The sequence below is a fragment of the Brevundimonas sp. genome (assembly GCF_965227765.1).
GTDB lineage: Bacteria > Pseudomonadota > Alphaproteobacteria > Caulobacterales > Caulobacteraceae > Brevundimonas.
Genome location: NZ_OZ245778.1, coordinates 1,788,809 through 1,812,053 on the forward strand (window position 1 = coordinate 1,788,809; position 23,245 = coordinate 1,812,053).

25 protein-coding genes are annotated in these 23,245 nt (G+C 66.0%); 15 read left to right on the forward strand and 10 right to left on the reverse strand.

Annotated elements, in window-relative coordinates; all coding sequences use genetic code 11:
* Positions 1 to 82 precede the first annotated feature (82 nt).
* The 6 genes from ACO05L_RS08580 to ACO05L_RS08605 all read left to right on the forward strand — a co-directional run bounded on the left by ACO05L_RS08580 (position 83) and on the right by ACO05L_RS08605 (position 4,309).
* Complete coding sequence (locus tag ACO05L_RS08580; protein ID WP_421728763.1) at positions 83 to 736, forward strand: DUF47 domain-containing protein; 654 nt, start codon at positions 83 to 85, stop codon at positions 734 to 736.
* Positions 737 to 1,738 carry an inorganic phosphate transporter gene (locus tag ACO05L_RS08585; RefSeq protein ID WP_421728764.1) on the forward strand — a complete coding sequence of 334 codons (1,002 nt, stop codon included), beginning with the start codon at positions 737 to 739 and terminating at the stop codon, positions 1,736 to 1,738.
* Complete coding sequence (locus tag ACO05L_RS08590) at positions 1,738 to 2,187, forward strand: NUDIX hydrolase (protein WP_421728765.1); 450 nt, start codon at positions 1,738 to 1,740, stop codon at positions 2,185 to 2,187. Before ACO05L_RS08585 ends, ACO05L_RS08590 begins: the two co-directional genes overlap by 1 nt.
* A gap of 323 nt (positions 2,188 to 2,510) precedes the next feature.
* A complete protein-coding gene (rplJ, locus tag ACO05L_RS08595; protein WP_421728766.1) occupies positions 2,511 to 3,026 on the forward strand; it encodes a 50S ribosomal protein L10 in 516 nt (171 codons plus the stop codon).
* Between the two features lie 77 nt (positions 3,027 to 3,103).
* Positions 3,104 to 3,487, forward strand: a complete 384-nt coding sequence (gene rplL / locus ACO05L_RS08600; RefSeq protein ID WP_421728767.1) for a 50S ribosomal protein L7/L12 — start codon at positions 3,104 to 3,106, stop codon at positions 3,485 to 3,487.
* 141 nt (positions 3,488 to 3,628) lie between these two features.
* Positions 3,629 to 4,309, forward strand: a complete 681-nt coding sequence (locus ACO05L_RS08605) for a type 1 glutamine amidotransferase domain-containing protein (protein ID WP_421728768.1) — start codon at positions 3,629 to 3,631, stop codon at positions 4,307 to 4,309.
* Positions 4,310 to 4,354: 45 nt separating this feature from the next.
* On the opposite strand, the gene ACO05L_RS08610 is transcribed toward ACO05L_RS08605, so the two are convergent.
* Entirely contained in the window at positions 4,355 to 6,334 is a 1,980-nt protein-coding gene (locus ACO05L_RS08610) for a M61 family metallopeptidase (RefSeq protein WP_421728769.1), read from the reverse strand.
* A gap of 93 nt (positions 6,335 to 6,427) precedes the next feature.
* Positions 6,428 to 7,225: a DUF4198 domain-containing protein gene (locus tag ACO05L_RS08615; RefSeq protein ID WP_421728770.1), complete on the reverse strand. Its 798-nt coding sequence runs from the start codon at positions 7,223 to 7,225 to the stop codon at positions 6,428 to 6,430.
* 129 nt (positions 7,226 to 7,354) lie between these two features.
* Between ACO05L_RS08615 and ACO05L_RS08620 the strand changes: the two genes are divergently transcribed.
* Entirely contained in the window at positions 7,355 to 7,663 is a 309-nt protein-coding gene (locus ACO05L_RS08620) for a hypothetical protein (protein ID WP_421728771.1), read from the forward strand.
* A 15-nt stretch (positions 7,664 to 7,678) separates the two neighbouring features.
* Here ACO05L_RS08620 and ACO05L_RS08625 read toward each other — a convergent pair whose 3' ends face one another.
* Both ACO05L_RS08625 and ACO05L_RS08630 read right to left on the reverse strand, forming a co-directional pair.
* Positions 7,679 to 7,939 (reverse strand): DUF2164 domain-containing protein, encoded by a 261-nt coding sequence (locus tag ACO05L_RS08625; protein ID WP_421728772.1) that lies wholly within the window; start codon positions 7,937 to 7,939, stop codon positions 7,679 to 7,681.
* Between the two features lies 1 nt (position 7,940).
* Positions 7,941 to 9,830 (reverse strand): ABC-F family ATP-binding cassette domain-containing protein, encoded by a 1,890-nt coding sequence (locus ACO05L_RS08630; RefSeq protein WP_421728773.1) that lies wholly within the window; start codon positions 9,828 to 9,830, stop codon positions 7,941 to 7,943.
* A 137-nt stretch (positions 9,831 to 9,967) separates the two neighbouring features.
* Here ACO05L_RS08630 and ndk point away from each other — a divergent pair, with 137 nt between their 5' ends.
* Complete coding sequence (gene ndk, locus ACO05L_RS08635; protein ID WP_421728774.1) at positions 9,968 to 10,387, forward strand: nucleoside-diphosphate kinase; 420 nt, start codon at positions 9,968 to 9,970, stop codon at positions 10,385 to 10,387.
* 117 nt (positions 10,388 to 10,504) lie between these two features.
* Positions 10,505 to 10,705, forward strand: a complete 201-nt coding sequence (locus ACO05L_RS08640; RefSeq protein ID WP_421728775.1) for a glycine zipper 2TM domain-containing protein — start codon at positions 10,505 to 10,507, stop codon at positions 10,703 to 10,705.
* Positions 10,706 to 10,777: 72 nt separating this feature from the next.
* Here the strand turns inward: ACO05L_RS08640 and purN are convergent, their stop codons facing one another.
* Both purN and purM read right to left on the reverse strand, forming a co-directional pair.
* Complete coding sequence (gene purN / locus ACO05L_RS08645; protein WP_421728776.1) at positions 10,778 to 11,362, reverse strand: phosphoribosylglycinamide formyltransferase; 585 nt, start codon at positions 11,360 to 11,362, stop codon at positions 10,778 to 10,780.
* Positions 11,363 to 11,372: 10 nt separating this feature from the next.
* Positions 11,373 to 12,404 (reverse strand): phosphoribosylformylglycinamidine cyclo-ligase, encoded by a 1,032-nt coding sequence (gene purM, locus ACO05L_RS08650; RefSeq protein ID WP_421728777.1) that lies wholly within the window; start codon positions 12,402 to 12,404, stop codon positions 11,373 to 11,375.
* 79 nt (positions 12,405 to 12,483) lie between these two features.
* Between purM and rnd the strand changes: the two genes are divergently transcribed.
* Positions 12,484 to 13,632, forward strand: a complete 1,149-nt coding sequence (rnd, locus tag ACO05L_RS08655) for a ribonuclease D (protein WP_421728778.1) — start codon at positions 12,484 to 12,486, stop codon at positions 13,630 to 13,632.
* A 3-nt stretch (positions 13,633 to 13,635) separates the two neighbouring features.
* Here rnd and ACO05L_RS08660 read toward each other — a convergent pair whose 3' ends face one another.
* The 3 genes from ACO05L_RS08660 to ACO05L_RS08670 all read right to left on the reverse strand — a co-directional run bounded on the left by ACO05L_RS08660 (position 13,636) and on the right by ACO05L_RS08670 (position 17,756).
* Positions 13,636 to 13,992: a VOC family protein gene (locus tag ACO05L_RS08660; protein WP_421728779.1), complete on the reverse strand. Its 357-nt coding sequence runs from the start codon at positions 13,990 to 13,992 to the stop codon at positions 13,636 to 13,638.
* 38 nt (positions 13,993 to 14,030) lie between these two features.
* Positions 14,031 to 15,458, reverse strand: coding sequence for a Ppx/GppA family phosphatase (locus tag ACO05L_RS08665; RefSeq protein WP_421731660.1), 1,428 nt, complete (start codon positions 15,456 to 15,458; stop codon positions 14,031 to 14,033).
* Positions 15,459 to 15,533: 75 nt separating this feature from the next.
* Complete coding sequence (locus ACO05L_RS08670) at positions 15,534 to 17,756, reverse strand: RNA degradosome polyphosphate kinase (RefSeq protein ID WP_421728780.1); 2,223 nt, start codon at positions 17,754 to 17,756, stop codon at positions 15,534 to 15,536.
* Positions 17,757 to 17,850: 94 nt separating this feature from the next.
* Here ACO05L_RS08670 and ACO05L_RS08675 point away from each other — a divergent pair, with 94 nt between their 5' ends.
* The 3 genes from ACO05L_RS08675 to ACO05L_RS08685 all read left to right on the forward strand — a co-directional run bounded on the left by ACO05L_RS08675 (position 17,851) and on the right by ACO05L_RS08685 (position 21,011).
* Positions 17,851 to 19,596 carry a class I SAM-dependent methyltransferase gene (locus ACO05L_RS08675; protein ID WP_421728781.1) on the forward strand — a complete coding sequence of 582 codons (1,746 nt, stop codon included), beginning with the start codon at positions 17,851 to 17,853 and terminating at the stop codon, positions 19,594 to 19,596.
* Positions 19,597 to 19,671: 75 nt separating this feature from the next.
* Positions 19,672 to 20,133 (forward strand): preQ(1) synthase, encoded by a 462-nt coding sequence (gene queF / locus ACO05L_RS08680; RefSeq protein ID WP_421728782.1) that lies wholly within the window; start codon positions 19,672 to 19,674, stop codon positions 20,131 to 20,133.
* 119 nt (positions 20,134 to 20,252) lie between these two features.
* Entirely contained in the window at positions 20,253 to 21,011 is a 759-nt protein-coding gene (locus tag ACO05L_RS08685) for a DUF817 domain-containing protein (protein WP_421731661.1), read from the forward strand.
* Here the strand turns inward: ACO05L_RS08685 and ACO05L_RS08690 are convergent.
* Entirely contained in the window at positions 21,008 to 21,616 is a 609-nt protein-coding gene (locus ACO05L_RS08690) for a nitroreductase family protein (protein ID WP_421728783.1), read from the reverse strand. The genes ACO05L_RS08685 and ACO05L_RS08690 overlap by 4 nt on opposite strands.
* A 117-nt stretch (positions 21,617 to 21,733) precedes the next feature.
* On the opposite strand from ACO05L_RS08690, the gene ACO05L_RS08695 reads away from it, so the two are divergent.
* The gene (locus tag ACO05L_RS08695; protein ID WP_421728784.1) at positions 21,734 to 22,354 is read left to right on the forward strand and encodes an NUDIX domain-containing protein; all 621 of its coding nucleotides are present in this window, start codon (positions 21,734 to 21,736) and stop codon (positions 22,352 to 22,354) included.
* A gap of 22 nt (positions 22,355 to 22,376) precedes the next feature.
* On the forward strand, positions 22,377 to 23,207 hold the full coding sequence (cysE, locus tag ACO05L_RS08700; protein WP_421728785.1) for a serine O-acetyltransferase: 831 nt from the start codon (positions 22,377 to 22,379) through the stop codon (positions 23,205 to 23,207).
* Positions 23,208 to 23,245 lie beyond the last annotated feature (38 nt).

Sequence of the window (23,245 nt, forward strand, 5' to 3'; positions counted from 1 at the left end):
CCGTGCCGAGACATCTTGACGAGAGGCGGTCGATGCCGTCTTGAGGCGAAAAGGGCCAGGAACGGTCACGCGAGGAATAGCGATGCTCAGCTGGTTTCGGGCCCTGCTGCCCAAGGAAGACAATTTCTTCCGTCTGTTCGACGCCCACGCCGCCACCCTGACCAAGGGGGCGGACGCCATGCGTCACGTGCTGGATGGCGGCGAGGACACCGCCCAGTGGTGCGCCAAGGTCGTCGATCATGAACACGAGGCCGACGACGTCGCGCACGAGGTGCTGATCGCCGTGCGCCGCAGCTTCATCACCCCTTTCGATCGATCGGACATCCGCGGCCTGACCAACTCGCTGGACGACGCCATCGACCAGATGCAGAAGACCGCCAAGGCGATCACCCTGTACGAGGTGCGCGAGTTCGAGCCCAAGATGCGCGAGCTTGGCGACATCGCCGTCAAATGCGCCGCCCTGACGGTCGAGGCGGTGTCGCTGCTGCCCGACATGCGCAAGCACCATGAGCGGCTCAACACCCTGACCGAGAGCCTCGCCCGGCTGGAGAGCGAAAGCGACACCCTGTTCGACGAGGGCATGAAAGCGCTCTACGCCCAGAACCGCAACGGCTCCCAGAGCGACGCCATGGCCTTCATCATCGGCGCCGAGATCTATGATCACCTGGAAAAGGTGGTGGATCGGTTCGAGGATGTCGCCACCCGCATCAGCGGCATCCTGGTCGAGCACCTCTAGGTGGATCACGCCCTTTTCATCCTGGTCTTCCTGATCGGCGTCGCGCTGCTGTTCGACTTTCTGAACGGCCTGCACGATGCGGCGAATTCGATCGCGACCATCGTGGCGACGCGGGTGCTGCCGCCCGTATTCGCGGTGGGCTGGGCGGCCTTCTTCAACTTCATCGCCTTCCTGTTCTTCGGCCTGCATGTGGCCGGCACGATCGGCAAGGGGATCATCGATCCGGGCATCATCTCGGATCAGGTCATCTTCGGCGCCCTGATGGGGGCGATCAGCTGGAACGTCATCACCTGGCTGGCGGGGATCCCGTCGTCCAGCTCGCACGCCCTGGTCGGCGGTCTGCTGGGCGCGGGCATCTCCAAGGCCGGGACCGGCGCCGTGGTCCTGTCCGGCACGCTGAAGACGGTGTTCGCCATCTTCCTGTCGCCCGCCGTCGGCTTCCTGCTGGCCCTGATCCTGGTTCTGATCGTGTCTTGGGCCTTCCTGCGGACCAATCCCAACTTCGCCGACAAGGCGTTCCGGGGGATGCAGTTCATCTCGGCCTCGGCCTATTCTCTGGGCCACGGCGGCAATGATGCGCAAAAGACCATGGGCATCATCGCCGTGCTGCTGTTGTCGCGCGCGCCTGCGGGGACCGAGTTCCATGTTCCGTTTTGGGTCGTCATCACCTGTCAGGCGGCCATCGCTCTGGGCACCCTGTTCGGCGGTTGGCGCATCGTTCACACCATGGGGTCGCGCATCACGCGCCTGAGCCCTCAGCAGGGCTTCTGCGCCGAGACGGGGGGCGCCATCACCCTGTTCGCCGCCACCGCCATGGGTATCCCGGTTTCGACCACCCACACGATCACCGGCGCCATCGTCGGCGTGGGCGCGGCGCGTCGGGTCTCGGCCGTGCGCTGGGCCGTGGCGCGCAGCATCGTCACCGCCTGGTTCATCACCATGCCGGCTTCGGCCGCCATCGCCGCCATCGCCTATTTCGCCGGCGGATTGTTCCTGACCTGATGGCGATTGCAGCCAAACGGTCCAGTCGCTCGAAAAGTCGTCAGGTCGGCGCCCTGCCATGGCGGATCATCGACGGCGAACGCCAGGTGATGATGATCACCTCGCGAGAGACTCGCCGCTGGGTGATCCCCAAGGGCGGACGGATGGCGGGCAAGACAGACCCCGAAGCCGCCGCCATCGAGGCGATGGAAGAAGCCGGCCTGCAGGGCGACATCGCCGCCGAGCCCATCGGCGCCTTCCGCTACGCCAAGCGTCTCAAGAGCGGCGACGACCGGATGTACGTGGTCTCGGTCTATCCCTTGAAGGTGCTGATCCAACTCGGCGCCTGGCCAGAGGCCGCCGAGCGAGAGCGCCGCTGGATGAGCCTGGATGACGCTGCGGCCTCGGTTCACGAGCCGGATCTGGCGCAGTTGATCCTGGATTTCGCCCATAGGCCGCTCGAGGACTGAGTTGGGCGATTTCCGGCGTTGATCTTGGGGCGTTCTGCCTGTAAGAGCGCCGCTTCCCGTCGAAGCTTCGGCCTCGGCGGTCCTGTCCGAGAACTTCGGGGTCTGGGGGCCATCCAGACCGTAACAGCCAGAGAGCCCTCTGGCGCCGTGGGGAGATGGGGACGCGAACGACAGCCGTTCGGCCCGCACGTCGGGACGACAGCGTCAGTTGCATCCTTCGGACAATAAGACCGGCCTGACCGTCTCGGAGCACGCTCCGTGGCGACCAGACCACATCGGCGTCGGGAATAAGCCCGGCGGCGAACTCTAGACTGGAGACCGCAATGGACCGCGCACAAAAGGCCGAGTCGATCGAGTCGCTGAAAAGCGTATTCGCTGACGCCGGCGCCGTGGTCGTGACCCACAACCTGGGTCTGACCGTTGCGGAAATGGAAGACCTGCGGGGCCGTCTGCGCACTGCAGGCGGAGCGTTCAAGGTGGTCAAGAACCGCCTGGCGCTCAAGGCTCTCGAAGCCGCTGAAGGTTCCGACCACCACGCCCTGTTCAAGGGCCCGGTCGGCATCGCCTACGCTCCCGACGCCGTGACCGCTGCCAAGGTCACTGCCGAATACGCCAAGGGCAACGACAAGTTCGTCGTTCTGGGCGGCTTCATGGGTGACAAGGTTCTGGACGCGAAGGGCGTGGAGATCCTCTCCAAGCTGCCGTCGCTGGATCAGATCCGCGCTTCGTTCCTCGGCCTGCTCAACACGCCTGCGACCCGTATCGCCGGCATCACGCAAGCCCCGGCTGCCCAACTGGCCCGCGTTTTCAACGCCTACGCCACGAAGGACGCCGCGTAAGCCATCGGCTTACGGAGCGACCCGCTTCCATCTCTGCAAACCTCTACTGAACCCAATCCTCCGAAGGAAAATTGACCATGGCCGACCTGAACAAACTCGTCGACGACCTGTCCGCTCTGACCGTTCTGGAAGCTGCTGAACTGTCCAAGCTGCTTGAAGAAAAGTGGGGCGTCTCCGCTGCTGCTCCCGTGGCCGTTGCTGCTGCTGGCGGCGCTGCTGCTGCTCCGGCTGAAGCTGCCGAAGAGCAAACTGAATTCACCGTCGTCCTGCTGGACGGTGGCGACAAGAAGATCAACGTGATCAAGGAAGTCCGCGGCGTGCGCACGGACCTGGGCCTCAAGGAAGCCAAGGACCTGGTCGAAGCCGCTCCGGCCAACGTTGTCGAGAACGTCTCCAAGCAAATCGCCGAAGAGATCAAGAAGAAGCTGGAAGAAGCCGGCGCCAAGATCCAGGTCAAGTAAGACCTGTTTCTGCCAGCCTTCGGGCTGGATGCGAAACTTCAGCAGGCCCGATGGGAAACCATCGGGCCTGTTTTCGTTTGGGCTGTGGCGATCGAGAGCAGGTTTCCTATCTGAACCCTCCCCCAGACAAAGGATGCCCCCATGAAAATTCTGATGGTTCTGACTTCGCACGACCAGCTTGGCGACACGGGCAAGAAGACGGGTTTCTGGCTCGAGGAGTTCGCCGCCCCCTATTACGCGCTGAAGGACGCCGGGGCCGAGATCACCCTGGCCTCGCCCAAGGGCGGACAGCCGCCGCTGGATCCCAAGAGCGACGACCCCGACGCCCAAACCGATGACACGCGCCGCTTCAAGGCGGATGCGGAGGCACAGAAGACCCTGGCCTCGACGGTGCTGCTGTCCGGCGTGGATGCGGCGGACTTCGACGCCGTCTTCTATCCCGGCGGCCACGGACCGCTCTGGGATCTGGCCGAGGATGCCCATTCGATCGAGCTGATCGAGGCCCTGGCCAAGGCGGACAAGCCGGTGGCGGCCGTCTGTCACGCGCCGGGCGTGTTCAAGGGGGTCAAGGCCGCCAACGGTGACCCTCTGGTCAAGGGGCGGGCGGTGACCGGCTTCACCAACACTGAGGAAGAGGCGGTCGGCCTGACCGACGTGGTGCCCTTCCTGGTCGAGGATATGCTCAAGGCCAGTGGCGGTCGGTACGCCAAGGGGGCGGACTGGGCTTCGTTCGTTCAGGTCGACGGCAAGCTGATCACCGGACAGAACCCGGCCTCTTCGCGCGAAGCCGCCGAGGCCCTGCTGAAAGTCCTGAAGGCGTAAGGACGTGAAGCCCCCTGGCGTGCGTCCAGGGGGCTTGTTCTCAGCTCATCGGCTGGCGCGGGGGCGCAGGATGTCGGCCAGCCGGTCTCGCGTGCCCTCGACCCGCTCCAGCCGCGGGTAGCGAAGGCCGCCGTCGTAGTTCAGCGACACGGTGCGGAAGCGCGACCCGTTGCGCAGGATTAGGGTGATCGGAGTGTCGACGCCCTTAGCGGCGGTTACGGCGTCACGCAGGACCTCTGGCGTCGCGGCGACATCGTTGACGGCCAGAAGATCCCAGCCTGCGCCGATCGACGCCTCATAGGCCGGGCCGCCCCAGCGGATGGCGCCGATCCGGTTGGCCGTCCCCGACAAGCTGAATCCCAGTGAATACTGGAAGTCCGAGGCCCAGTTGGACATGGCCTTCTTTTCCAGGTCGTTCAGCGTGTCCGTGTAGGTCAGGCGGTATCCAGCGCGGCTGATGCCGTCCAGCGGCGCCGATGCCCCCGGACCGACTGCATCCAGGCGGGTGCGCAGGAACTCGGCCCAGTCATAAGGCATGACGCCGTTCAACGTCGCCACCACGTCCTCGAAGGTGTAGCCGCGCGGTGCGATCTCGCCATCGTTCTGGCCGAAGAAGGCGCGGGCGAAGTCATCCAGAGATTTGCGCTCGCCCGTCTGCTCGCGGATCAGGGTGTCGACATCCAGCCAGATGAGCAGGCTCTCGTTGTAATAGTCGCTGGTGCCCCGCATCCACGACGTCCACTGGCCCGGCACGCGATAGCCCAGCAGATTGTGGTTGTTGGTGTCCTGAAGGGCGCGCCATTCGCGGCCCGGCTGGTTCTGATAGAAGGCCGCCCGAATGGCCAGGGCGATCAGGGCCTCTTCCTTGTTGTGCAGGCCCGACCGCGCCGCCAGCACGTCGCCCCAGTATTCCGTCTGACCCTCATAGACCCACAGCAGGGTGTTCTGGGTCGGGACTTCGTAGTTGGCGGTCAGTTCGTCGGCCGGCCGCATATGCTTGCCGTTCCACGAATGGGTGAACTCGTGGGCCAGCAGAGCGCGGTCGCCCGCGCTTTTTGGCCAGTCTGTGAAGAAGGTCGGCGCCTCGGCGTTCTCGCTGGACCGATGATGCTCCAGCCCGATGCCGCCCATCTGGTCGGTGAGGGCCAGCAGGAACTCGTATCGGTCGAAATGGCGCGCGCCGAACAGCCGGTCAGCCTGGCCGACCAGGGTCTCGTAATAGCCGATCTGTTCGGGCGTCGGCGCGATGTTCTTGGCCTGGTCGGCGACGATGTTGAGATGGACCGCGTCACCCTCAGGGTCGATCTCGTAGCGGCGGAAATGGGCGCCTGCGAACATTGGACTGTCGACCAGGGTGTAGAGATCGACCGGGGCGAAGATGGCTACGCCGTTCTCAAAAGACCGGGTGTCCAAGGCGACGCCGTACTGCCATCCCTCGGGCAGGCGGATGGAGGGTTCGACCGTGATCTGGTTCGCGGCGTGACCAGCGGGGTAGAGCAGGGCCTTTTCCCACTGCATATTCAGCATGGCCGGCGTCATGACCACGCGCCACTCGCTGTTGTCGGCCTGGGTCAGCCATTGGAACTCGGCGACGATCTCGGTGACGCCTTCGGGGATATCGAGATGAAAGGCATAGGGCTCGGCGGTGTCTCGAAGCCATTCCAGACGCTGGCCGCCTGCGGTGACGGTCAGGCCCGCGATCAACTGGATCGGGCCCGTGTCGGCGTGGTTGCCCGGCAGGTATTTGGGATAGAGCAGGGTCAGGGGACCCTGGGCCACCGGAATGGTCTCGCGCACCCGCACGATGCGGCGGTCCAAATCGGTGGCGTCGACCTCCAGACGGATGACGCCGGGATAGGCGCGGTCCTCTGGCGTCGGAATAGAGGGCTGGGCCCGCGGAAGGGCGAGAAAGGCCTGTGACGGCGCCGTAATCGTCGGCGTCGTGCCCACGCCTACCTGGGCGAATGCGCCGGAGGCGAGCGCCGAAAGCGCAATGACGGAAGTCGACAAGCGAAAGCGAAACATAGGCGGTACCCGAAGCGCGGCGATAAAGCCGACCACCCTCCGGTCCAGACCCCCCGCCGTCAAGCGTGGCCGGATGTCGCCTCGCCCGTCTGCTCAGCCGCCCTGAGCGACGAAGGTCAGGCTGTGGCTGTAGCTGCGATATTGGACGTCCGATCCAGCGGGAGCCTCCATCCGATGCCGGATCAGGGTCATGTAGGCGCCGGGGTCGGAAGCGGTGATCATGATGCGGCCGTCTGCGTCGGTGATCAGTTCGGCGTCCACCTTGCGTCCGTCATAGCGACCGGCCTCGCGGAATACGGTGACCGCGACGCCGGCCAGCGGCTGTCCGTCCAGCAGGAGCCGAAACGGCGCAGCCTCGCCGGCGACGATGTCGCTCGGCTGTATCAGGGGCACAAGCTCCAGCCCGCTTCCGGTGGCCTGCAGAACCTCAACCGAAGGCGCGCCGCGGGTGACATAGGTGTCGGCTGTCGTGATGCTCTGGACATCGACCAGGACGGCGTCAGGGGGTGGGGCCTCGTCCTCCTCGCCGACCATTTTCCAGCTGTTGTCGACGGCGCGATACATCTTGGCCGTTCGTCCCGTGCGTGCGCCGGACGAGATGCGATAGGTGCCGTCCACCGGCGTCGGCGCTTCGAACACCGCCAGATCGCGCAGATAGGTGACCTGGGTGATCGGCGTGTCGCCGTTCGGCCCGACGATGCGCCAGGCGTCCGAGCGCATGACGACCTCAGCGGCGAAGATGTCTTCGGTGAAACTGGCCTCGATCGTGACGTGGTCTCTCCCGGTGGCGTCGGTCACGTTTGGCCGGACATAGGGCACGTGGGCCAGAGCGGACCCGGCCGCCATGGCGAAGAGAAAGCCGGTCAGGGCGGCTTGGCGCAGGGTCCGCATGAGCTATCTCCGATTGACAGATCAGAGATGCCTTAAATGAGAATGATTTGCAATATAGCTTGTTTCCCCGGGGATGTCGCGGAACGGAAGCGGGTCCTGGCCATTCATCTGCCAGACCACAGGTTTGTAATGATCGCTCTCGTCCTCGCCGCCGCCATGATGTTTGACCCTTCGGTCCAGAAGGTCTCGATTACGGCCGCGCCGTCCGCTGCAGAAGCCGCCCCGACGGTCTCTTCGGGGCCGATCTTGACCAGCGTCGCGGTCACCCTGGAATGCACAGCCCGCGCCAATGGCCATATCGAGGACTGCCATGTTCTGGGCGAAACCCATCCGGGCCTCGGTTTTGGCGAGGCGGCAGTCGCATTGATGCGTGGCGAGGTCGTGGAGCCCGGTGAGCGCGATGTTCAGTTTGCGCGGACGATCCAGTTCATGCCCTGACAGGAACGCCGGCGCTTACTGGCCGTCTGGCTTCTGTTCCAGCCCATAGAGAGCGTCTGACACGTCTTCCGCCTTGGCGGCGAACACCGCCTGGGCGTCGCGCAGGCCGCGATTGTAGAACGCCTGCCCAAGGTTTCTGGCAATAAAAGCGATCAACATTTCGGCGGGCAGGGCGCCCAGTTCCTGTTCCAGCTCGGCATCGAAATAGCCCTGCAGGCGCCGGACCATGTCTCGCATCTCGTCCTTGGAGAACTCAATGGGTTCGGCGGGTTTCATGTCAGATCACTTCCGCCAGGGCTTCTTCCGCAGAGACCCAGGCCTGTTCGGCGGCATCCAGATCGGACTGGGTCTTGGCGCGGGCGCGGGTCAGACCCTCAATGGCTTTGGGGTTGGAGACGGAGGCATTGGCGATGTCGTCGTCGATGCGGGCGATCTCGCTAGTCAGTTGGGCCATCCGCTCCTCAGCCTTCTTCACAGCGTGACGCAGCGTCGAGGGTGAAGGGCCGGATTTCTTGTCGTTCTTTCGGTTCTTGTTGTCCTGAACCGGTGCAGCCGCCTTCGCCTCTTCCTTCTTGATCTGGCTGGGCTTGGCGACGGCGGCCTTGGCGCGATCGAGAACGAATTTGGCGTAGTCGTCCATGTCGCCGTCATAGGGCTTCACCGTGCCGTCGGCGGCCAGCCATAGCCGGTCGGCGACCATCTCCATCAGCGAGCGGTCGTGGGTGATCAGGATGACGGCGCCCGAATAGTCGTTCAGCGCGTCCAACAAGGCCCGGCGACTGTCGATGTCCAGGTGGTTGGTCGGTTCGTCGAGGATCAGGACGTGGGGCGCATCCATGGCCACCATGTTCAGCAGCAGCCGCGCGCGCTCGCCGCCGGACAGGCTGTCGACCGTGGTTTCCTGCTTTTCATAGCCCAGGCCGAACTGGGCCAGCTTGGAGCGGCGCGCGCTCTCAGGCGCATCGGGCATGGCGCGGCGAATGATCTCCAGCGGCGTATCGGTCGGGTCCATGGCCTCGATCTGATGCTGGTGGAACCAGCCTACGCGCATCTTCTTGTCGCGATGCAGCTCGCCTTCCGAGACGTTGAGGGCGCCGGCGATCATCTTGGCGAAGGTGGACTTGCCCGCGCCGTTGACGCCCAGCAGACCGATCCGGTCGTCCAGGTCCATGCGCAGGTTCAGATTGCGCAGGATGGGCTTGCCCACGTCATAGCCGACATTGGCCCGCTCCAGCCGGATCAGCGGCGGGGCCAGCGGACGCGGCGGAGAGGGCAGGGTGAAGGGTGCGACCCTTTCCTCGATGGTGGTCGAGACGGGCTGCATCTTCTCCAGGCGCTTCATGCGGGACTGGGCCTGGGCGGCCTTGGAGGCCTTGGCCTTGAAGCGATCGACGAAGGACTGAAGGTGGGCGCGCTCTGCGTCCTGCTTGGCCTTGGCCGACAGTTGCAGTCGGGCCTTCTCGGCGCGGGCCTTCTCGAACTGGTCGTAGTTGCCCGTGTAGAGGGTCAGATTGTGGTTCGCGAGGTGCAGGATGTGGGTGCAGACCTCGTTCAGCATCTCGCGGTCGTGAGAGATGATCAGGGCGGTGTGCGGATACTTCTTCAGCCGCGCTTCCAGCCAGAGAGCGCCTTCGAGGTCGAGGTAGTTGGTCGGTTCGTCGAGCAGCAGCATATCCGGCTCGGCGAACAGGGCGGCGGCCAGGGCGACGCGCATCCGCCAGCCGCCCGAGAATTCTGACATCGGCCGCTGCTGGTTCTCCTGATCGAAGCCCAGGCCCACCAGGATTTCAGAGGCGCGGGCAGGCGCAGCGTCGGCGTCGATCTCGATCAGACGGGCCCATATCTCGCCCATCTCTTCAGGTTCTGCCGTTTCCAGGCGGCCCAGCAGGTCGTGCCGCTCGACGTCGGCTTCCAGGATGGTGTCGATGACGCTGACGGGGGTCGCCGGATGTTCCTGATCGACCGAGCCGATGCGAGCGGTCTTGGGCAGGCTGATCTCGTCGCCGGCGGCGTGAAGCTCGCCCAGGATCAGTTTGAACAGGGTCGATTTGCCAATGCCGTTGCGGCCCACCAGCCCGACCTTGGCCCCAGGCGGCAGGCTGACGGAGGCGTCGACAAGGAATTTGCGGCCCCAGGCGTTGAACGTCAGGTCGGTGATCTGGAGCATGGGTCTGACGCACTGGGAATCGGGTCCGACTCTCTAGCGGCGGACTGCCGCGCCGAGAGCGTTAAGGACGCCTTGGAAATGACTGAGGGCGCGTCTATAAGCCCCCACCTTCAAACTCCCAAACAAGAAGTCTCCCTATGACCGAACGCACCTTCTCGATCATCAAGCCCGACGCCACCCGCCGTAACCTGACCGGCGCCGTCAACGCCGTGATCGAAGGCGCCGGCCTGCGCATCGTCGCGCAACGCCGCATCAAGCTGACCGAGGCCCAGGCCAAGAAATTCTACGAAGTCCACGCCGAGCGTCCCTTCTATGGCGAACTGGTCGGCCAGATGATCGCCGAGCCCGTCGTCGTCCAGGTCCTGGAAGCCGAAGGCGCTGTCGCCAAATACCGCGAAGTCATGGGCGCCACCAACCCCAAGGAAGCCGCCGAGGGCACCATCCGCGCCCAGTTCGCTCTGTCGATCGGCGAGAACTCGGTCCACGGTTCGGACTCCGACGAGAACGCCGCGATCGAGATCGCCCAGTTCTTCACGGACGCCGACATCGTCGGCTAACGCCGGTTGTGCCTTGAGGGGCACGCTCTGTTTAAAGCGACCCGTGTCCGGAACCGGACGCGGGTCGTTTCGTTTTCTGGGTCTTCGCTTCTCCCAAGCGGAACAGGAGATCTGAACATGAAGACCCTCATCAAAATGACCCCGGTTATTGCTGTCGTGGGCCTGCTGGCTGCTTGCGGCTCCACGATGGAACAACGCGCTGCGACCGGCGCCATCGGCGGCGCAGTCGTCGGCCAGGCCGTGGGCGGCAACACCGGCTCGACCGTTGCAGGCGCCGTGATCGGCGCCGGCGCTGGCGCGGTCACCACCCCGCGCTAAGCCCTCAGGCTTAACCGGAAAAGCGGCCCCGGAGCGCGTGCTTCGGGGCCGTTTGCTTGGGTGAAGTCCTACTCAGGCGCCGACTGAGCGACAGTGCTGGTCGAGGGTTCGGGGATAGAGCTGGTGTTCCGCCGTCCGCACGCGTTCGGACAGGGAGCCGGGGGTGTCGCCTGGCAGGATCGGCACGCGCGCCTGGCCGAGGATCGGGCCTTCATCGACCCCTTCGGTCACCAGATGGACCGTGCAGCCGGCCTCGGCGTCTCCGGCGGCGATCGCGCGGGCGTGGGTGTCGAGGCCCGGATAGAGGGGTAGCAGCGACGGGTGGATGTTCAGCATCCGCCCCTGCCAGCGGTTGACCAGCCAGCGCGTCAGCAGCCGCATGTATCCAGCCAGGGCGATGCGCTCGACGCCGGCCTCGATCAACAGGGCGTCGATCGCGCGTTCATGGGCCTCGCGGTCGGCGCCAAAGGTCTTGTGATCGACCGTGACGGCCCGGACGCCCTTGGCCTGGGCGATGTGGAGCCCGCCCGCGTCCGCCCGGTTAGAGACGACCAGCACCACCTCATAGGGGGCGTCGGGCGCCTGTCCGGCGTCGATCAGGGCGGCCATGTTGGATCCGGCGCCCGAGATCAGCACCGCGACGGGCAGACGGCTCATCGGCGGATCGTCAGACCAGCTGGCCGCAGACGAAGGCGGTCTCGCCGGCGCCCAGCAGGCCTTCCAGCGTCGCTTCGACGTTCTCGGGCGAGACGATCAGCATGAAGCCGACGCCGCAGTTGAAGGTGCGGCGCAGTTCGTGGTCGGAAATACCGCCGACCTCGCCCAGCCACTGGAACACGGGCGGCAGGGGCCAGGCGTTCCAGTCGAACGAGGCTTCCAGACCCTTGGCGATGCAGCGGGGCGGGTTTTCGATCAGGCCGCCGCCGGTGATGTGTGCGGCGCCCTTGATCAGGCCGGCCTTCATCAGCGGCAGGACCGGCTTGATGTAGATCCGCGTCGGCTCCATCAGGGCCTCGGCCAGGGTGCGGCCCGGCGCGAAGGGTGCGGCGTCTTCCCACGACAGGCCGGACTTCTCGACCACCTTGCGGATCAGCGAATAGCCGTTCGAGTGCGGCCCCGACGACGCCAGGCCGATGATGATGTCGCCGGCGTTCTGGCGCTCCAGATAGGGCAGGGCGTGGCCACGCTCGAGCGCGCCCAGGCTGAACCCGGCCAGGTCGTAGTCGCCGCCGGAATACATGCCCGGCATTTCCGCCGTCTCGCCGCCCACGAGGGCGCAACCGGCCTGGAGGCAACCCTCGGCGATGCCTGCGATCACGCTGCGGGCGGCGTCGATGTCCAGTTTGCCAGTGGCGTAGTAGTCGAGGAACAGCAGCGGCTCTGCGCCCTGGGCCAACAGGTCGTTGACGCACATGGCGACCAGATCGATGCCGACGCCGTCGTGACGGCCGGTCTCGATGGCGATTTTCAGCTTGGTGCCCACGCCGTCCGTCGTCGTGACGATCAGGGGGTCCACAAAGCCGGCGGCCTTGAGGTCGAACAGGGCGCCGAAACCGCCCAGGGACGGCTCAGAACCCGGGCGGGCCGTGGATTTCGCCAGCGGCTTGATGTGTTCGATCAGCAGGTCGCCAGCGTCGATATCGACGCCTGCATCGGCGTAGGTCAGGCCATTGTGAAGCGTTTCGGGGCTGTCGCTCATGGGTAACGGGCCTGGAATCAGTGCTGAAATGTGTTGCGGCTCTTGCCACAAAGGGCTCTGGCGGGGCTATAGCATCCGAATGACGCCGATCACCACCAATGACGCACTCGCAGATTTTTGCCGCCGGGTGTCCAAGGCTCCGTTCATCGCGGTCGATACCGAATTCATGCGGGAAACGACCTATTGGCCCAAGCTGTGCCTGATCCAGGCCGCGACGCCGACGGACGAGGCCAATATCGATCCCCTGGCCGAGGGCTTGGATCTGACGCCCTTCCTCGACATCCTGCGCGATCCCAAGATCATCAAGGTCTTCCACGCCTGTCGCCAGGATACGGAGATCTTCGTCAAGCTGGGCGCGATTCCCAAGCCGATGTTCGACACCCAGGTCGCCGCCATGGCCGCCGGGTTCGGGGATCAGGTCAGTTACGATTCGCTGGTCCGGCAGATGCTGAAGATCGATCTGGACAAGGGCAGCCGCTTTACCGACTGGTCGCGCCGCCCGCTGTCGGACGCTCAGCTGACCTACGCCCTGGCCGACGTGACCCACCTGGCGGCCCTCTATCCCAAGCTGCGCGACCGCCTGGCCAAGGAAGGCCGGCTGGACTGGGTCATGTCCGAGATGGACGATCTGGTCGATCCGGCCCTGTACGACACCACGCCCGAGAACGCGTGGAAGCGGCTGAAGCCCAAGAAATACGCTGCCAAATACCTCGCAGCCTTCAAGGCGACGGCGGTGTGGCGCGAGCGGGCGGCGCAGGAACGCGACCAGCCGCGCGGCCGCATCCTGAAAGATGACGCCATCGACGAGATCGCGGCCCAGGGTCCAACCGACGTGGACGCCTTCAACCGCCTGCGCGCCGTGCCCAAGGGCTTCGGCGGGTCGCGCCTGGGGCTGGAGCTGATCGAGGAGCTGAAGCGCGTCCTGGCCGATCCAGAGGCCCATGCGCCCAAGATGGACCGCCCGGCCCACAACCAGGCGGCCCCGCCGTCGGTCGTGGAACTTCTGAAGGTGCTGCTGAAGGCCAAGAGCGACAACGCCGGTGTGGCCTCCAAGCTGATCGCCAACGTCGCCGACCTGGAAAAGATCGCCCTGTCCGATGACGCCGATGTCGAGGCCCTGAAGGGCTGGCGGCGTCAGCTGTTCGGCGAGGACGCGCTGAAGCTGAAGCGCGGCGAGATCGCGCTCGTGCTCAGCGGCGCGCGCGTCGAGGTCGTCGAGATCGAATAGGCGTCAGGCTGCCGGCTGCCACAGCTCGATCTGGTTGCCTTCCGGGTCGCGGATGCGGGCGAAGCGGCCGACTTCAGGGCTGTTCCACTCGGCCTTGGTGATGATCTCGATCCCGGCAGCGCGCAGGCTGGCCATATGGGCGTCGAGGTCATCGACGCGCAGGTTCAGCATCCACTGCTTGTCGGCGGGGAAATAGTCGGTGTCCGCCTTGAAGGGCGCAAACACGGTCGGGCCGGCCTGCTGGCCCCAGACATAGGCGCCGGGGCCTGCGCCCACGCCCAGATGCTCCAGATACCAGGCCGCCAGGGCCGTGTGGTCCTGAGCCCTGAAGAACAGCCCGCCGATGCCGGTTACAGCCATGTAGCCCTCCTGCTTGCGGCAGACTGCGCCGGTCGCGCTCAGATTTCCAGCTTCAGTCCCATGGCCTCGGCCAGGGCCTTGGCCCGGCGACGCGTCTGTTCGCCCAGCAGCACATCGGCATAGCCTTGTGATGCAGTCACCCGCAGGGCGCCGCCCTTCACTGTCAGGGCGGCGTTGGCCAGAAGTTGCGGCGAACGGCCGGACAGGTCGCAGCCCAGCCGCATGGCCAGACCCAAAGCGCGGGCCCGCTGACGGGCGGCCAAGGGCAGCAGCTTATCCACTACCGCCGGGTCGGGCGTCCGCTCTCCGCCGCCGTAGCGGGCGTTGAGCACGCATGCCAGGAAGGCGCGTTCGGCGTGGCTCTGGCCGGGGATGGGCGCACGCAGCACCTGGTCGAACGACAGTTCCAGCCGGTGATCGGGATGCAGACGGGCGCCGAGATCGGCCATCTGGCAGGCAGCCTGGGCCAGCAGGGCGTCGCGCTCGGGCGTGAACCCAGAGGGCAGGGCGGCGATCACCTCGCCCAGCCAGGCGTGCAGATGGGCCGGCAGGGTCGGCGAAATCCCCTGACGCGCCCCCAGGGCCGCGCAACCGGCGACCAGGGGATCGGCGGGCGCCGCATCCCTGTCCAGGGTCTCGTAGAGCAGGCCCTCGCGCAGGCCCCAGGCCGAGAAATGGATGGTCTTCAGGCCCAGGCGCTCGATCAGCCCGGCCAGCACCAGGGCGGCGTAGGGCAGGGTCTCGGCGCGCTTCTTGGACACGCCGGGCAGGCGATCCAGCGAGGCGCGTGATTGCTGAGCCACCAGTCGGCACACGTCGCGGGCGTCGTCGGCGCTCATGGCGTACTGGTGGACGATCTTTAGCGGATAGTCGCTGATGGCCATGTGCAACTGGGCCAGGGAGCGCCAGCCCCCGCCGACGGCGTGCAGGTCCGAGGTTGCGAAATCCTTGCTGATGGGCGCCAATATCAGGTCGATGCGCTTGCGCAGGCGATCCACGTCGAAATCGTCAGAACCGGCCAGGCTGAACGGTCCCAGAGGCAGGGTGATGCCCGAGCGCCGTTCCGAAATCCCACCGCCGACGCCGATCAGCTCAAGGCTGGACCCGCCCATGTCGGCCGCCAGGCCGGTGGCGGAAGGGGCTCCGGCCATGACGCCCAGAGCGGCGTAGTTGGCCTCTTCCTCGCCCGACAGGACGCGGACCTTCAGGCCGGTCTCGGCGACGATTCGGTCGCAGAACTCTGGACCGTCCACCGCCTCGCGCACCGCAGCCGTCGCCGCGACGAAGGCGTAGGTGGGCTGGACGCCTTCCAGCACCGCAGCGAAGCGGCGCAGGGCCACCATCGCCATCTCGACGCCCTTGGGCGACAGGCGGCCGGTGGCGGGCAGGTTCCGGCCCAGCCCGGCCAGGACCTTTTCGTTGAAGACGGTCCAGATGGCCCGGCCCTCGATGCGATAAAGCACCATCCGCACCGAGTTGGACCCGATGTCGATGACGGCTGCGTCTCGGGGCGTGGTGATGTCAGTCAGGGGCAAGGCTGACTACCGACCCGCCGCGCGGTCGTAGCGGAGCAGGCCGGGCAGGGTCTTCACTTTGCGCCCCCGTCCCGAGAGACTGGGATTGGTCATGAAATACTGGTGCGCCGAGAATGGGCGCTCGGGATCGGCAGGCGTGACGCGCACATAGTCGCCGTCTGCGCTCAACACCCAGCTCTGGGCGTCGTCCTTCAGGTTGGCCACCATGATCTGGTCCAGGATCTGATCGTGGACGGTGGCGTTGCGGATCGGCGTCATCAGTTCGACCCGGCGGTTCAGGTTGCGCTCCATCCAGTCGGCCGACGAGATGAAGACCTTGGCCTTGTCGTGCGGCAGGTCGCGGCCGTTGGCGAAACAGATGATGCGGCTGTGCTCCAGGAAGCGGCCGACGATGGACTTGACCCGAATGTTCTCGCTGAGGCCCGGTACGCCCGGACGCAGGCAGCAGATTCCGCGCACGACCAGTTCGATGCGCACGCCCCACTGGCTGGCGCGGTACAGGGCGTCGATGATCTCTGGATCGACCAGAGAGTTGAGCTTGACCCAGATGGCCGCGGGTTTGCCCTGCGCCGCCGCCGACATCTCCTTGCCGATCAACTCGATCAGGGTGGATTTCATGTTCAGCGGCGAGACGACCAGGGCCTCCAGATCGTCCGGCTCGGCATAGCCGGTGATGTAGTTGAACACCCGTCCGGCGTCGCGGCCCAGGGCAGGGTCCGAGCTGAACAGCGACAGGTCGGTGTAAACCTTGGCCGTCACCGGGTGGTAGTTGCCGGTGCCGAAGTGGCAATAGGTCTTCAGCGCATCGCCCTCGCGGCGGACAACGACGCTGAGCTTGGCGTGGGTCTTGTACTCGACGAAGCCGAAGACGACGTGGACGCCGGCGCGCTCCATGGCGCGGGCCCAGCGCAGGTTGGCTTCCTCGTCGAACCGGGCCTTGATCTCGACCAGGGCCACGACGTTCTTGCCGTTCTCGGCCGCCTCGATCAGGGCGGCGACGATGGGGCTGTCCTTGGAGGTCCGGTACAGGGTCTGCTTGATGGCGATGACGTTGGGGTCGCGCGCAGCCTGACGCAGAAACTGCACCACCACGTCGAAGCTCTCGAACGGGTGGTGGATCAGGATGTCCTTCTCGCGGATCGAGGCGAAGACGTCGCCGCCCTGGTCGCGGACCCGCTCGGGATAGCGCGGCTCATAGCCGGGGAATTTCAACTCCGGATGATCGCCGGGGATCAGTTCCGACAGCTGAGCCAGGCCCAGCATGCCATTGACCAGGACCACGTCCTGGGGCGCCGCTTCCAGCTCGCCGACAATGAACTGGCGCAGATCCTCGGGCATGGAGGCCTCGATCTTGATACGCACGACCTCGCCGAGCCGGCGCTGCTTCAGCGCCTCCTCATATTCCAGGACCAGGTCCTCGGCCTCTTCCTCGATCTCGATGTCGCTATCGCGGATCAGGCGCAGCAGTCCCTTTTCCAGAACTTCGCAGCCGGGAAACAGGTGGTCGATGAACAGCAGCAGCAGGCTTTCCAGCGTCACATAGCGCCGCCGCCCCTTGGCCGAACGGCCGTCGACGGGCAGCTCCCAGAAGCGCCGCACCTGTGTCGGCACGGGCACCAGGGCGTAGAGGACCCGGTTGTCGCTGTGGCGCCGCAGCTTCAGCGCCAGCGAGAAGCCGAGGTTCGGCAGGAAGGGAAACGGATGGGCCGGATCGATCGCCAGCGGCGTCAGCACGGCGAATAGCTGGTTCAGGAACTCAGGCTCCAGCCGATCCCGCTCGGTCGGGGTGATCTTGGCGGAATGGATGACCTCGATGCCCGCCTCGTTCAACTCCTTGCGCAGCTGGCCCCAGCGGGATTGTTGTTCGGCCATCAGCTCGCCGGCCGCCAGGTTGACCTTCTCCAGGGTCTGGGCCGGCGTCAGGCCGTCGGCGGACAGGACACGGACCCGTTCACGGATCTGGCCCTTGATCCCGGCGACGCGGGTCATGAAGAACTCGTCCAGATTATTGGCCGAGATCGACAGGAAGCGCAGGCGTTCCAGCAGGGGGTGGTCTGGGTTGGCCGCCTCTTCCAGAACCCGCGAGTTGAACCTGAGCCATGAGATTTCGCGGTTGAAGAACCGCTCGGGAGAGGCCAGCAGGGCCTCGTTGATGGCCAGTTGCGGAGCATGGGACGAGGGAACGGTTTCCCCAGTGGTGACGTCGGCGATGGCGGCGGTATCGGACATGATGCGGTTGTGATGCGGGAATGTGACGGCTGCAAGCGTTCGCGCTCTCCACGGACGGTTTGCGCAGGCTTCATCGCGGGCTAGAGCGGAGATCATGAGGCAGGAACGGGATCGACAGGCGGGCGCGGCGGCGGTGGTCGAGGCGCGGCGGCGGCTGGCCGCTGGCGACGCCCAGGGCGCTTTCAGGGCGTTGCGGGCCTGCGCTGTCGAACATCCCGCCTATGCTCCGGCCTATGTCGAGGCGGCGCGCCTGTTGCTGTCGCGCGGCGACCGGGGCGGGGCGACACAGTTGCTCAGCGACGCCCTGGGCCGGATCGAGGACGAGGGGAGGGGCGAAGTCGCGGGCGCCCTGGCGACCCTATTGGCCGACATCCGCGTCACCGGCTGGCATCCGCGCCTGGAGGCCGACGTGCTGGCCTGTCTGGCCGAACCCGAAATCGACGCCCAGGTGCTGGCCAGGACCGCAGCCGATCTGCTGCTGGCCAAATATCCGCAGGGCGCGGGGGCTGACCTGGACGACCTGGCGAAGGATCCGCTGGGGCTGACCTTCCTGTCGCGATGCCTGAACGTGCAGCCCGCAATGGAGGTTTGGATCGAGGAAGTCCGCAGGCGACTGGTGGAACAGGCGGGCAGGGACGCCGCCTTGCCTGAGTCAGCGCGGGGTCTCGGCTGCGCCTTGGCGCTTCAGGCTTTCGCCTGCGAATATCTGACCCCGCGGGATGCGGCCGAGGGCGCGGTGGTCAAACAGCTGCATGGCGCGGGCGACCAGGTCGGCGCCGTGATCATCGCCGCCTTTTCGCGGCCCCTGTCGGCCCTGGAGTCGCTGGACCCCGCACAGATCAGCGGCATCGAGGCCATCGGCGATGGCCTCGGCCGCCTGCTGCTGAAGCGGACGCGTGATGATCTGAGGACCGAGCAGGCGCTGGCCGAGGTCATTCCGGGTCTGCAAGGCTTAGCGGGTGAAGCGGACGCCGTGTCCCGCAAGGTGCGCCAGCAGTATGAGGCCAACCCCTATCCCCGCTGGCTGACGCCGCCCCTCGCCGACGGGCGCCGCTTGAGCGACGATCTGGCTCGGCTGGGGCCTTTCACGGATGGATCGCCCGAGGTCAGGCGCATTCTGATCGCCGGTTGCGGCACGGGCTATGAAGCCATCGACATCGCCCGGCGCGAGCCCCAGGCGGCCGTGGTCGCGGTCGATCTGAGCCGCGCCAGCCTGGCCTATGGGCGTCGGATGGCGGACGAGCTGGGCATCGGCAATCTCGATTTTCGCCACGGCGACATTCTCGATCTGGCGGGCCTGGAGGCGGACTTCGACCTGGTGACCTGCACCGGCGTGCTGCACCACATGGCCGACCCGACCCAGGGGCTGAAGGCCCTGCGTGCGGTGGCCCGGCCCGGCGCGCCGATCCGCGTCGCCCTCTACAGCCACCGGGCGCGCGCGCCTGTCAGAGCGGCTCACGAGGTCATCGCCCGCGAAGGGCTGGAGCCGACCGCCGCCGGGGTGCGCGCCCTGAGGCGGATCGCGTTCGCAGCGCCGGCGGGCTCGGCCCTGAACGCCCTGACCTCCAGCGACGACTTCCATTCCGTCAGCGGGTGCCGCGATCTGGTGTTCCACGTCCACGAACAGGCCTTCACCCTGCCGCAGATTGCAGATCTGGCGATGCAGGCGGGGGTGGAGGTGATCGGCCTGGATGCGCCGCCGCCAGCTGTTTCGGCCTTCAGGCAGGCCTATGGCGCGAGCGCGGACCTGCTGGATCTCGGACTGTGGGACAGGCTGGAACAGGCGCAGCCCTTCCTGTTCGCGGCGATGTATCCGCTGTGGCTGCGGGCTTGGTCCTGATTTCGTAGTGGTGAAGCGTCTTAGGCGACGCTCGCCGCCGCTTTAACCCGCGCCGCGAACGCGGTACGGAGCGGCATGACCACAGACACCTCGGGTCTGAGCCAACTCGGCGTCCAGACCGTCCAACCGACATCGCCCGAAACCGCCGTGCTGGAGCGGGTGCCGAATCCGCATCCTGATGCGCTGTATCTGGCGCGCTTCACCGTGCCGGAGTTCACCTCGCTCTGCCCCGTGACGGGCCAGCCGGACTTCGCCCATATCGTCATCGACTATGCGCCGGGCGACTGGCTGGTCGAGAGCAAGAGCCTGAAGCTCTACATGACCGCCTTCCGCAACCACGGCGCCTTTCATGAGGACTGCACCGTGGCGATCGGGCTGAAGCTGGCCGATCTGCTGAAGCCGAAATGGCTGAGGATCGGCGGCTATTGGTACCCGCGCGGCGGCATCCCCATCGACGTCTTCTGGCAGACCGGCGCAGCGCCCGAAGGCCTGTGGCTGCCGGATCAGGGCGTGCCGACCTATCGCGGCCGGGGGTGAGCGAAACCCGCCTTCCTTTAGAGGCCCGCCTTCCATTAGAAGCCTGGGGCCGCGATCTTCTCGCGCGGCTTCAGTCGTGGTCTGACCGCGCCGCCTGGTCGCGCTACGGCTTCGAGTTCCTGATGTTCGGGCTGAAGCAGGGATGGGCCTGTCTGTTCGGCGGGCTGATGCTGGCCCTGCTGGTGGGGACGCATCTGCTGTGGCCCCAGAACGCGCCCATCGCCCGCTATGATTTCCTGGTGCTGGCGGCCGTGGCCATCCAGGCGGGGATGCTCATCCTGAAGCTGGAAAGCTGGGAGGAGGCGCGGGTCATCTTCGTCTTCCACGTCGTCGGCACGATCATGGAGCTGTTCAAGACGGCGCACGGGTCGTGGATATATCCGGAGCCCAGCTTGCTCAGGATCGGCGAGGTGCCGCTGTTCTCGGGCTTCATGTATGCGGCGGTCGGCAGCTATATCGCCCGGATCTGGCGCATCTTCGACATCCGCTTTCGCCACTATCCGCCGCTGTGGTCGACCTGGCTGCTGGCGGCGGCCATCTACGTCAACTTCTTCGCCCACCACTGGCTGCCGGACATCCGGTGGTTCCTGTTTGCGGCGACCTTTGTCCTCTTCGGGCGAGGGACCTTCTATTTCACGCCGGATCGCAGCCGCCGGTCGATGCCCTTCCTGCTGGGGTTCTTCCTGGTCGCTGTCTTCATCTGGCTGGCCGAGAACCTGGGCACCCTGTCTCGCGCCTGGATCTATCCTGATCAGGCGGACGGATGGTCGATGGTGTCCTTCGCCAAGCTGGGCAGCTGGTTTCTGCTGATGATGATCAGCGTCGTTCTGGTCTCGCTGGTGCACCGACCCCAGCCGGAAGGCGACGCAGGCGTCTAGGGCAGGGTGGTGGTGATCGCCGCCACGTCGGGTCGCACCCGTTCCAGCAGGGGTTCGCTGGCCGTGCCGATGTGGATGAAGCCGGCGACCTTCTCGCCCGCCGTGAGGCCGAGCAGGGGCAGGGCGTCCTCGTCATAGCTGTACCAGTCGGTGATCCAGCTGGCCGAGAATCCTAGCGCGTCGGCGGCGTGTTCGATGTTCATGCAGACGGCGCCCGACGACAGTTCCTGCTCCCACACAGGCTTTGGGCCCGGCGCGGCTGTGGAGACCACCAGGATCGAGACCGGCGCGGCCGTCAGCTTGGCCAGCACCGCGACGGATTTGGGCGAAAGACCCTTCTGCGCGACCAGGGCCTTAAGCTTTTCGGCCAGGTCGGCGCGGCTCTGCGGGCCCATGACGACGAACCGCCAGGGAAACAGCTTGCCGTGATCGGGGCTGCGGGCGCCTAGGCTCAAGATGCGCTGGATCTGTGCGGGCGACGGTCCCGGCTTAGTCAGATCCTGGGCGGGGGCCGAACGACGCAGCGCCAGGCGGCGCTCATGCTCGGGCGAGGCGGTCGGAGCGGGCATGGGCTCGCCCAGGTCGAAGCGATCGGTCAGTGTCATAAGGCCTAGCTAGTGCTCGCGGCCCGTCTGCGCCATAGGTCGCCGGTGACCGACACTCCCGAAAAATCCGACCGCGACATCGAAGCGTCCGCACGGCTTATCCCGGCCAAGAGGCCCGTGCTCACGCCCGTCTGGGCGGCTGGCATGGAGCCGACGACGCCCTGGCAGGATTTAAGCGGTCCGCGCACCGTCTATGAGACGCCGTGGATGAAGGTGACCGAGCATGATGTGACGGCGCCCACCGGCGTGACCAGCCAGTATGGGGTGACGCGGTTCCAGAACCTGGCGGTCGGGGTCCTGCCGCTGCACAGCGACGGGACGGTGACCTTGGTCGGTCAGTCGCGGTTCGCGCTCATGAACTATTCCTGGGAGATGCCGGAGGGCGGGGCGCCGTTCGACGAGGAGCCGCTGGACGGCGCGCGCCGAGAACTGGCGGAGGAGGCAGGCTTGAGGGCCGATCACTGGGTCGAAGTCTTGCGGATGGAGATGTCGAACTCCATCACCGACGAACAGGCGATCGCCTGGCTGGCCTGGGACCTGCATCCCGTGCCGACGGCCCCCGACGACACCGAGGTTATCGCCGTGGTGAGGGTTCCGTTCATGACCCTGATCAACGAAATCAGCCGTGGCGCCGTTCGTGACGCATTTACGGTGGCGACAGCATTCCGGGCCTACCATATGGCGCGTGAGGGTATTTTGCCCGGTTGGCTGGCGCACGCCCTGCTGACGCGGGTATAATATTTCATCGCTCGGAGGCGTTATGTCGTTTCAGCCCAAGTTTGAAGTGGTCGTATCCCAGTCGGAAATCTGGTCGCTGCTGCGCTCGGCGGCGGAAGAGGCCGCGCGGGCCGAGCCCCATCTGGGTTCGCTGCTGAATGCGACGGTGCTGTCGCACGGCGACTTGGCGGCGGCTTTAAGCTTCCAGATCGCGCGCAAGATCGGTGACAACGAACTGGCGGCCATGAGCGTGCGCGAGGTCTGCACCGACGCCTTCACCGCCGATCCGACCATCGTCGCCGCCGCCGAGGCCGACCTTCAGGCCGTGGCCGAGCGGGATCCGGCGATCCGGTCGCTGTTGCAGCCCTTCCTCTATTTCAAGGGCTTTCAGGCCCTTCAGGCGTCGCGCGTCGGCCACTGGCTGTGGTCGCAGGGTCGCGAGACCCTGGCCTTCCATTTCCAGAGCCGGATTTCCGAACTGTTCCAGATCGACATCCATCCGGGCGCGCGTCTGGGCTCGGGTCTGTTTCTGGACCACGGCACCGGGATCGTCATCGGCGAGACGGCGGTGGTCGGAGACGACGTCTCCATGCTGCACAACGTCACCCTGGGCGGGACCGGCGCAGAACGCGGCGACCGGCACCCCAAGATCGGCAAGGGCGTCCTTTTGGGCGCGGGGGCCAAGGTGCTGGGCAATATCGTCGTCGGCGACTACGCCAAGGTGGCTTCGGGGTCGGTGGTGCTGAAGCCCGTGCCGTCGGGCTGCACCGTGGCCGGGGTGCCTGCGCGGCTCGTCAACTGCCCCACCGGGGCCGAGCCCGCCCGGACGATGGACCATACCCTGGCTGATGTCGTGTTCGACTTTTCGATCTGAGCTTTCCTTGAGAGGGCTGAATCTCTAGGGTCCGCCGC

Excerpts from the sequence above, each read along its gene's own strand:
- ACO05L_RS08615 (WP_421728770.1), bottom strand. The coding sequence starts at position 7,225 with ATGCGGACCCTGCGCCAAGCCGCCCTGACCGGCTTTCTCTTCGCCATG.
- ACO05L_RS08625 (WP_421728772.1), bottom strand. The coding sequence starts at position 7,939 with ATGAAACCCGCCGAACCCATTGAGTTCTCCAAGGACGAGATGCGAGAC.
- rplL (WP_421728767.1), top strand. The coding sequence starts at position 3,104 with ATGGCCGACCTGAACAAACTCGTCGACGACCTGTCCGCTCTGACCGTT.
- ACO05L_RS08630 (WP_421728773.1), bottom strand. The coding sequence starts at position 9,830 with ATGCTCCAGATCACCGACCTGACGTTCAACGCCTGGGGCCGCAAATTC.
- purM (WP_421728777.1), bottom strand. The coding sequence starts at position 12,404 with ATGAGCGACAGCCCCGAAACGCTTCACAATGGCCTGACCTACGCCGAT.
- purN (WP_421728776.1), bottom strand. The coding sequence starts at position 11,362 with ATGAGCCGTCTGCCCGTCGCGGTGCTGATCTCGGGCGCCGGATCCAAC.
- ACO05L_RS08580 (WP_421728763.1), top strand. The coding sequence starts at position 83 with ATGCTCAGCTGGTTTCGGGCCCTGCTGCCCAAGGAAGACAATTTCTTC.
- ACO05L_RS08605 (WP_421728768.1), top strand. The coding sequence starts at position 3,629 with ATGAAAATTCTGATGGTTCTGACTTCGCACGACCAGCTTGGCGACACG.
- ACO05L_RS08670 (WP_421728780.1), bottom strand. The coding sequence starts at position 17,756 with ATGTCCGATACCGCCGCCATCGCCGACGTCACCACTGGGGAAACCGTT.
- ACO05L_RS08640 (WP_421728775.1), top strand. The coding sequence starts at position 10,505 with ATGAAGACCCTCATCAAAATGACCCCGGTTATTGCTGTCGTGGGCCTG.
- queF (WP_421728782.1), top strand. The coding sequence starts at position 19,672 with ATGACCACAGACACCTCGGGTCTGAGCCAACTCGGCGTCCAGACCGTC.
- rnd (WP_421728778.1), top strand. The coding sequence starts at position 12,484 with ATGACGCCGATCACCACCAATGACGCACTCGCAGATTTTTGCCGCCGG.
- ACO05L_RS08590 (WP_421728765.1), top strand. The coding sequence starts at position 1,738 with ATGGCGATTGCAGCCAAACGGTCCAGTCGCTCGAAAAGTCGTCAGGTC.
- ACO05L_RS08665 (WP_421731660.1), bottom strand. The coding sequence starts at position 15,458 with ATGGTGCTTTATCGCATCGAGGGCCGGGCCATCTGGACCGTCTTCAAC.
- ACO05L_RS08690 (WP_421728783.1), bottom strand. The coding sequence starts at position 21,616 with ATGACACTGACCGATCGCTTCGACCTGGGCGAGCCCATGCCCGCTCCG.
- ACO05L_RS08675 (WP_421728781.1), top strand. The coding sequence starts at position 17,851 with ATGAGGCAGGAACGGGATCGACAGGCGGGCGCGGCGGCGGTGGTCGAG.
- ACO05L_RS08620 (WP_421728771.1), top strand. The coding sequence starts at position 7,355 with ATGATCGCTCTCGTCCTCGCCGCCGCCATGATGTTTGACCCTTCGGTC.
- ACO05L_RS08660 (WP_421728779.1), bottom strand. The coding sequence starts at position 13,992 with ATGGCTGTAACCGGCATCGGCGGGCTGTTCTTCAGGGCTCAGGACCAC.
- ndk (WP_421728774.1), top strand. The coding sequence starts at position 9,968 with ATGACCGAACGCACCTTCTCGATCATCAAGCCCGACGCCACCCGCCGT.
- rplJ (WP_421728766.1), top strand. The coding sequence starts at position 2,511 with ATGGACCGCGCACAAAAGGCCGAGTCGATCGAGTCGCTGAAAAGCGTA.
- cysE (WP_421728785.1), top strand. The coding sequence starts at position 22,377 with ATGTCGTTTCAGCCCAAGTTTGAAGTGGTCGTATCCCAGTCGGAAATC.
- ACO05L_RS08610 (WP_421728769.1), bottom strand. The coding sequence starts at position 6,334 with ATGTTTCGCTTTCGCTTGTCGACTTCCGTCATTGCGCTTTCGGCGCTC.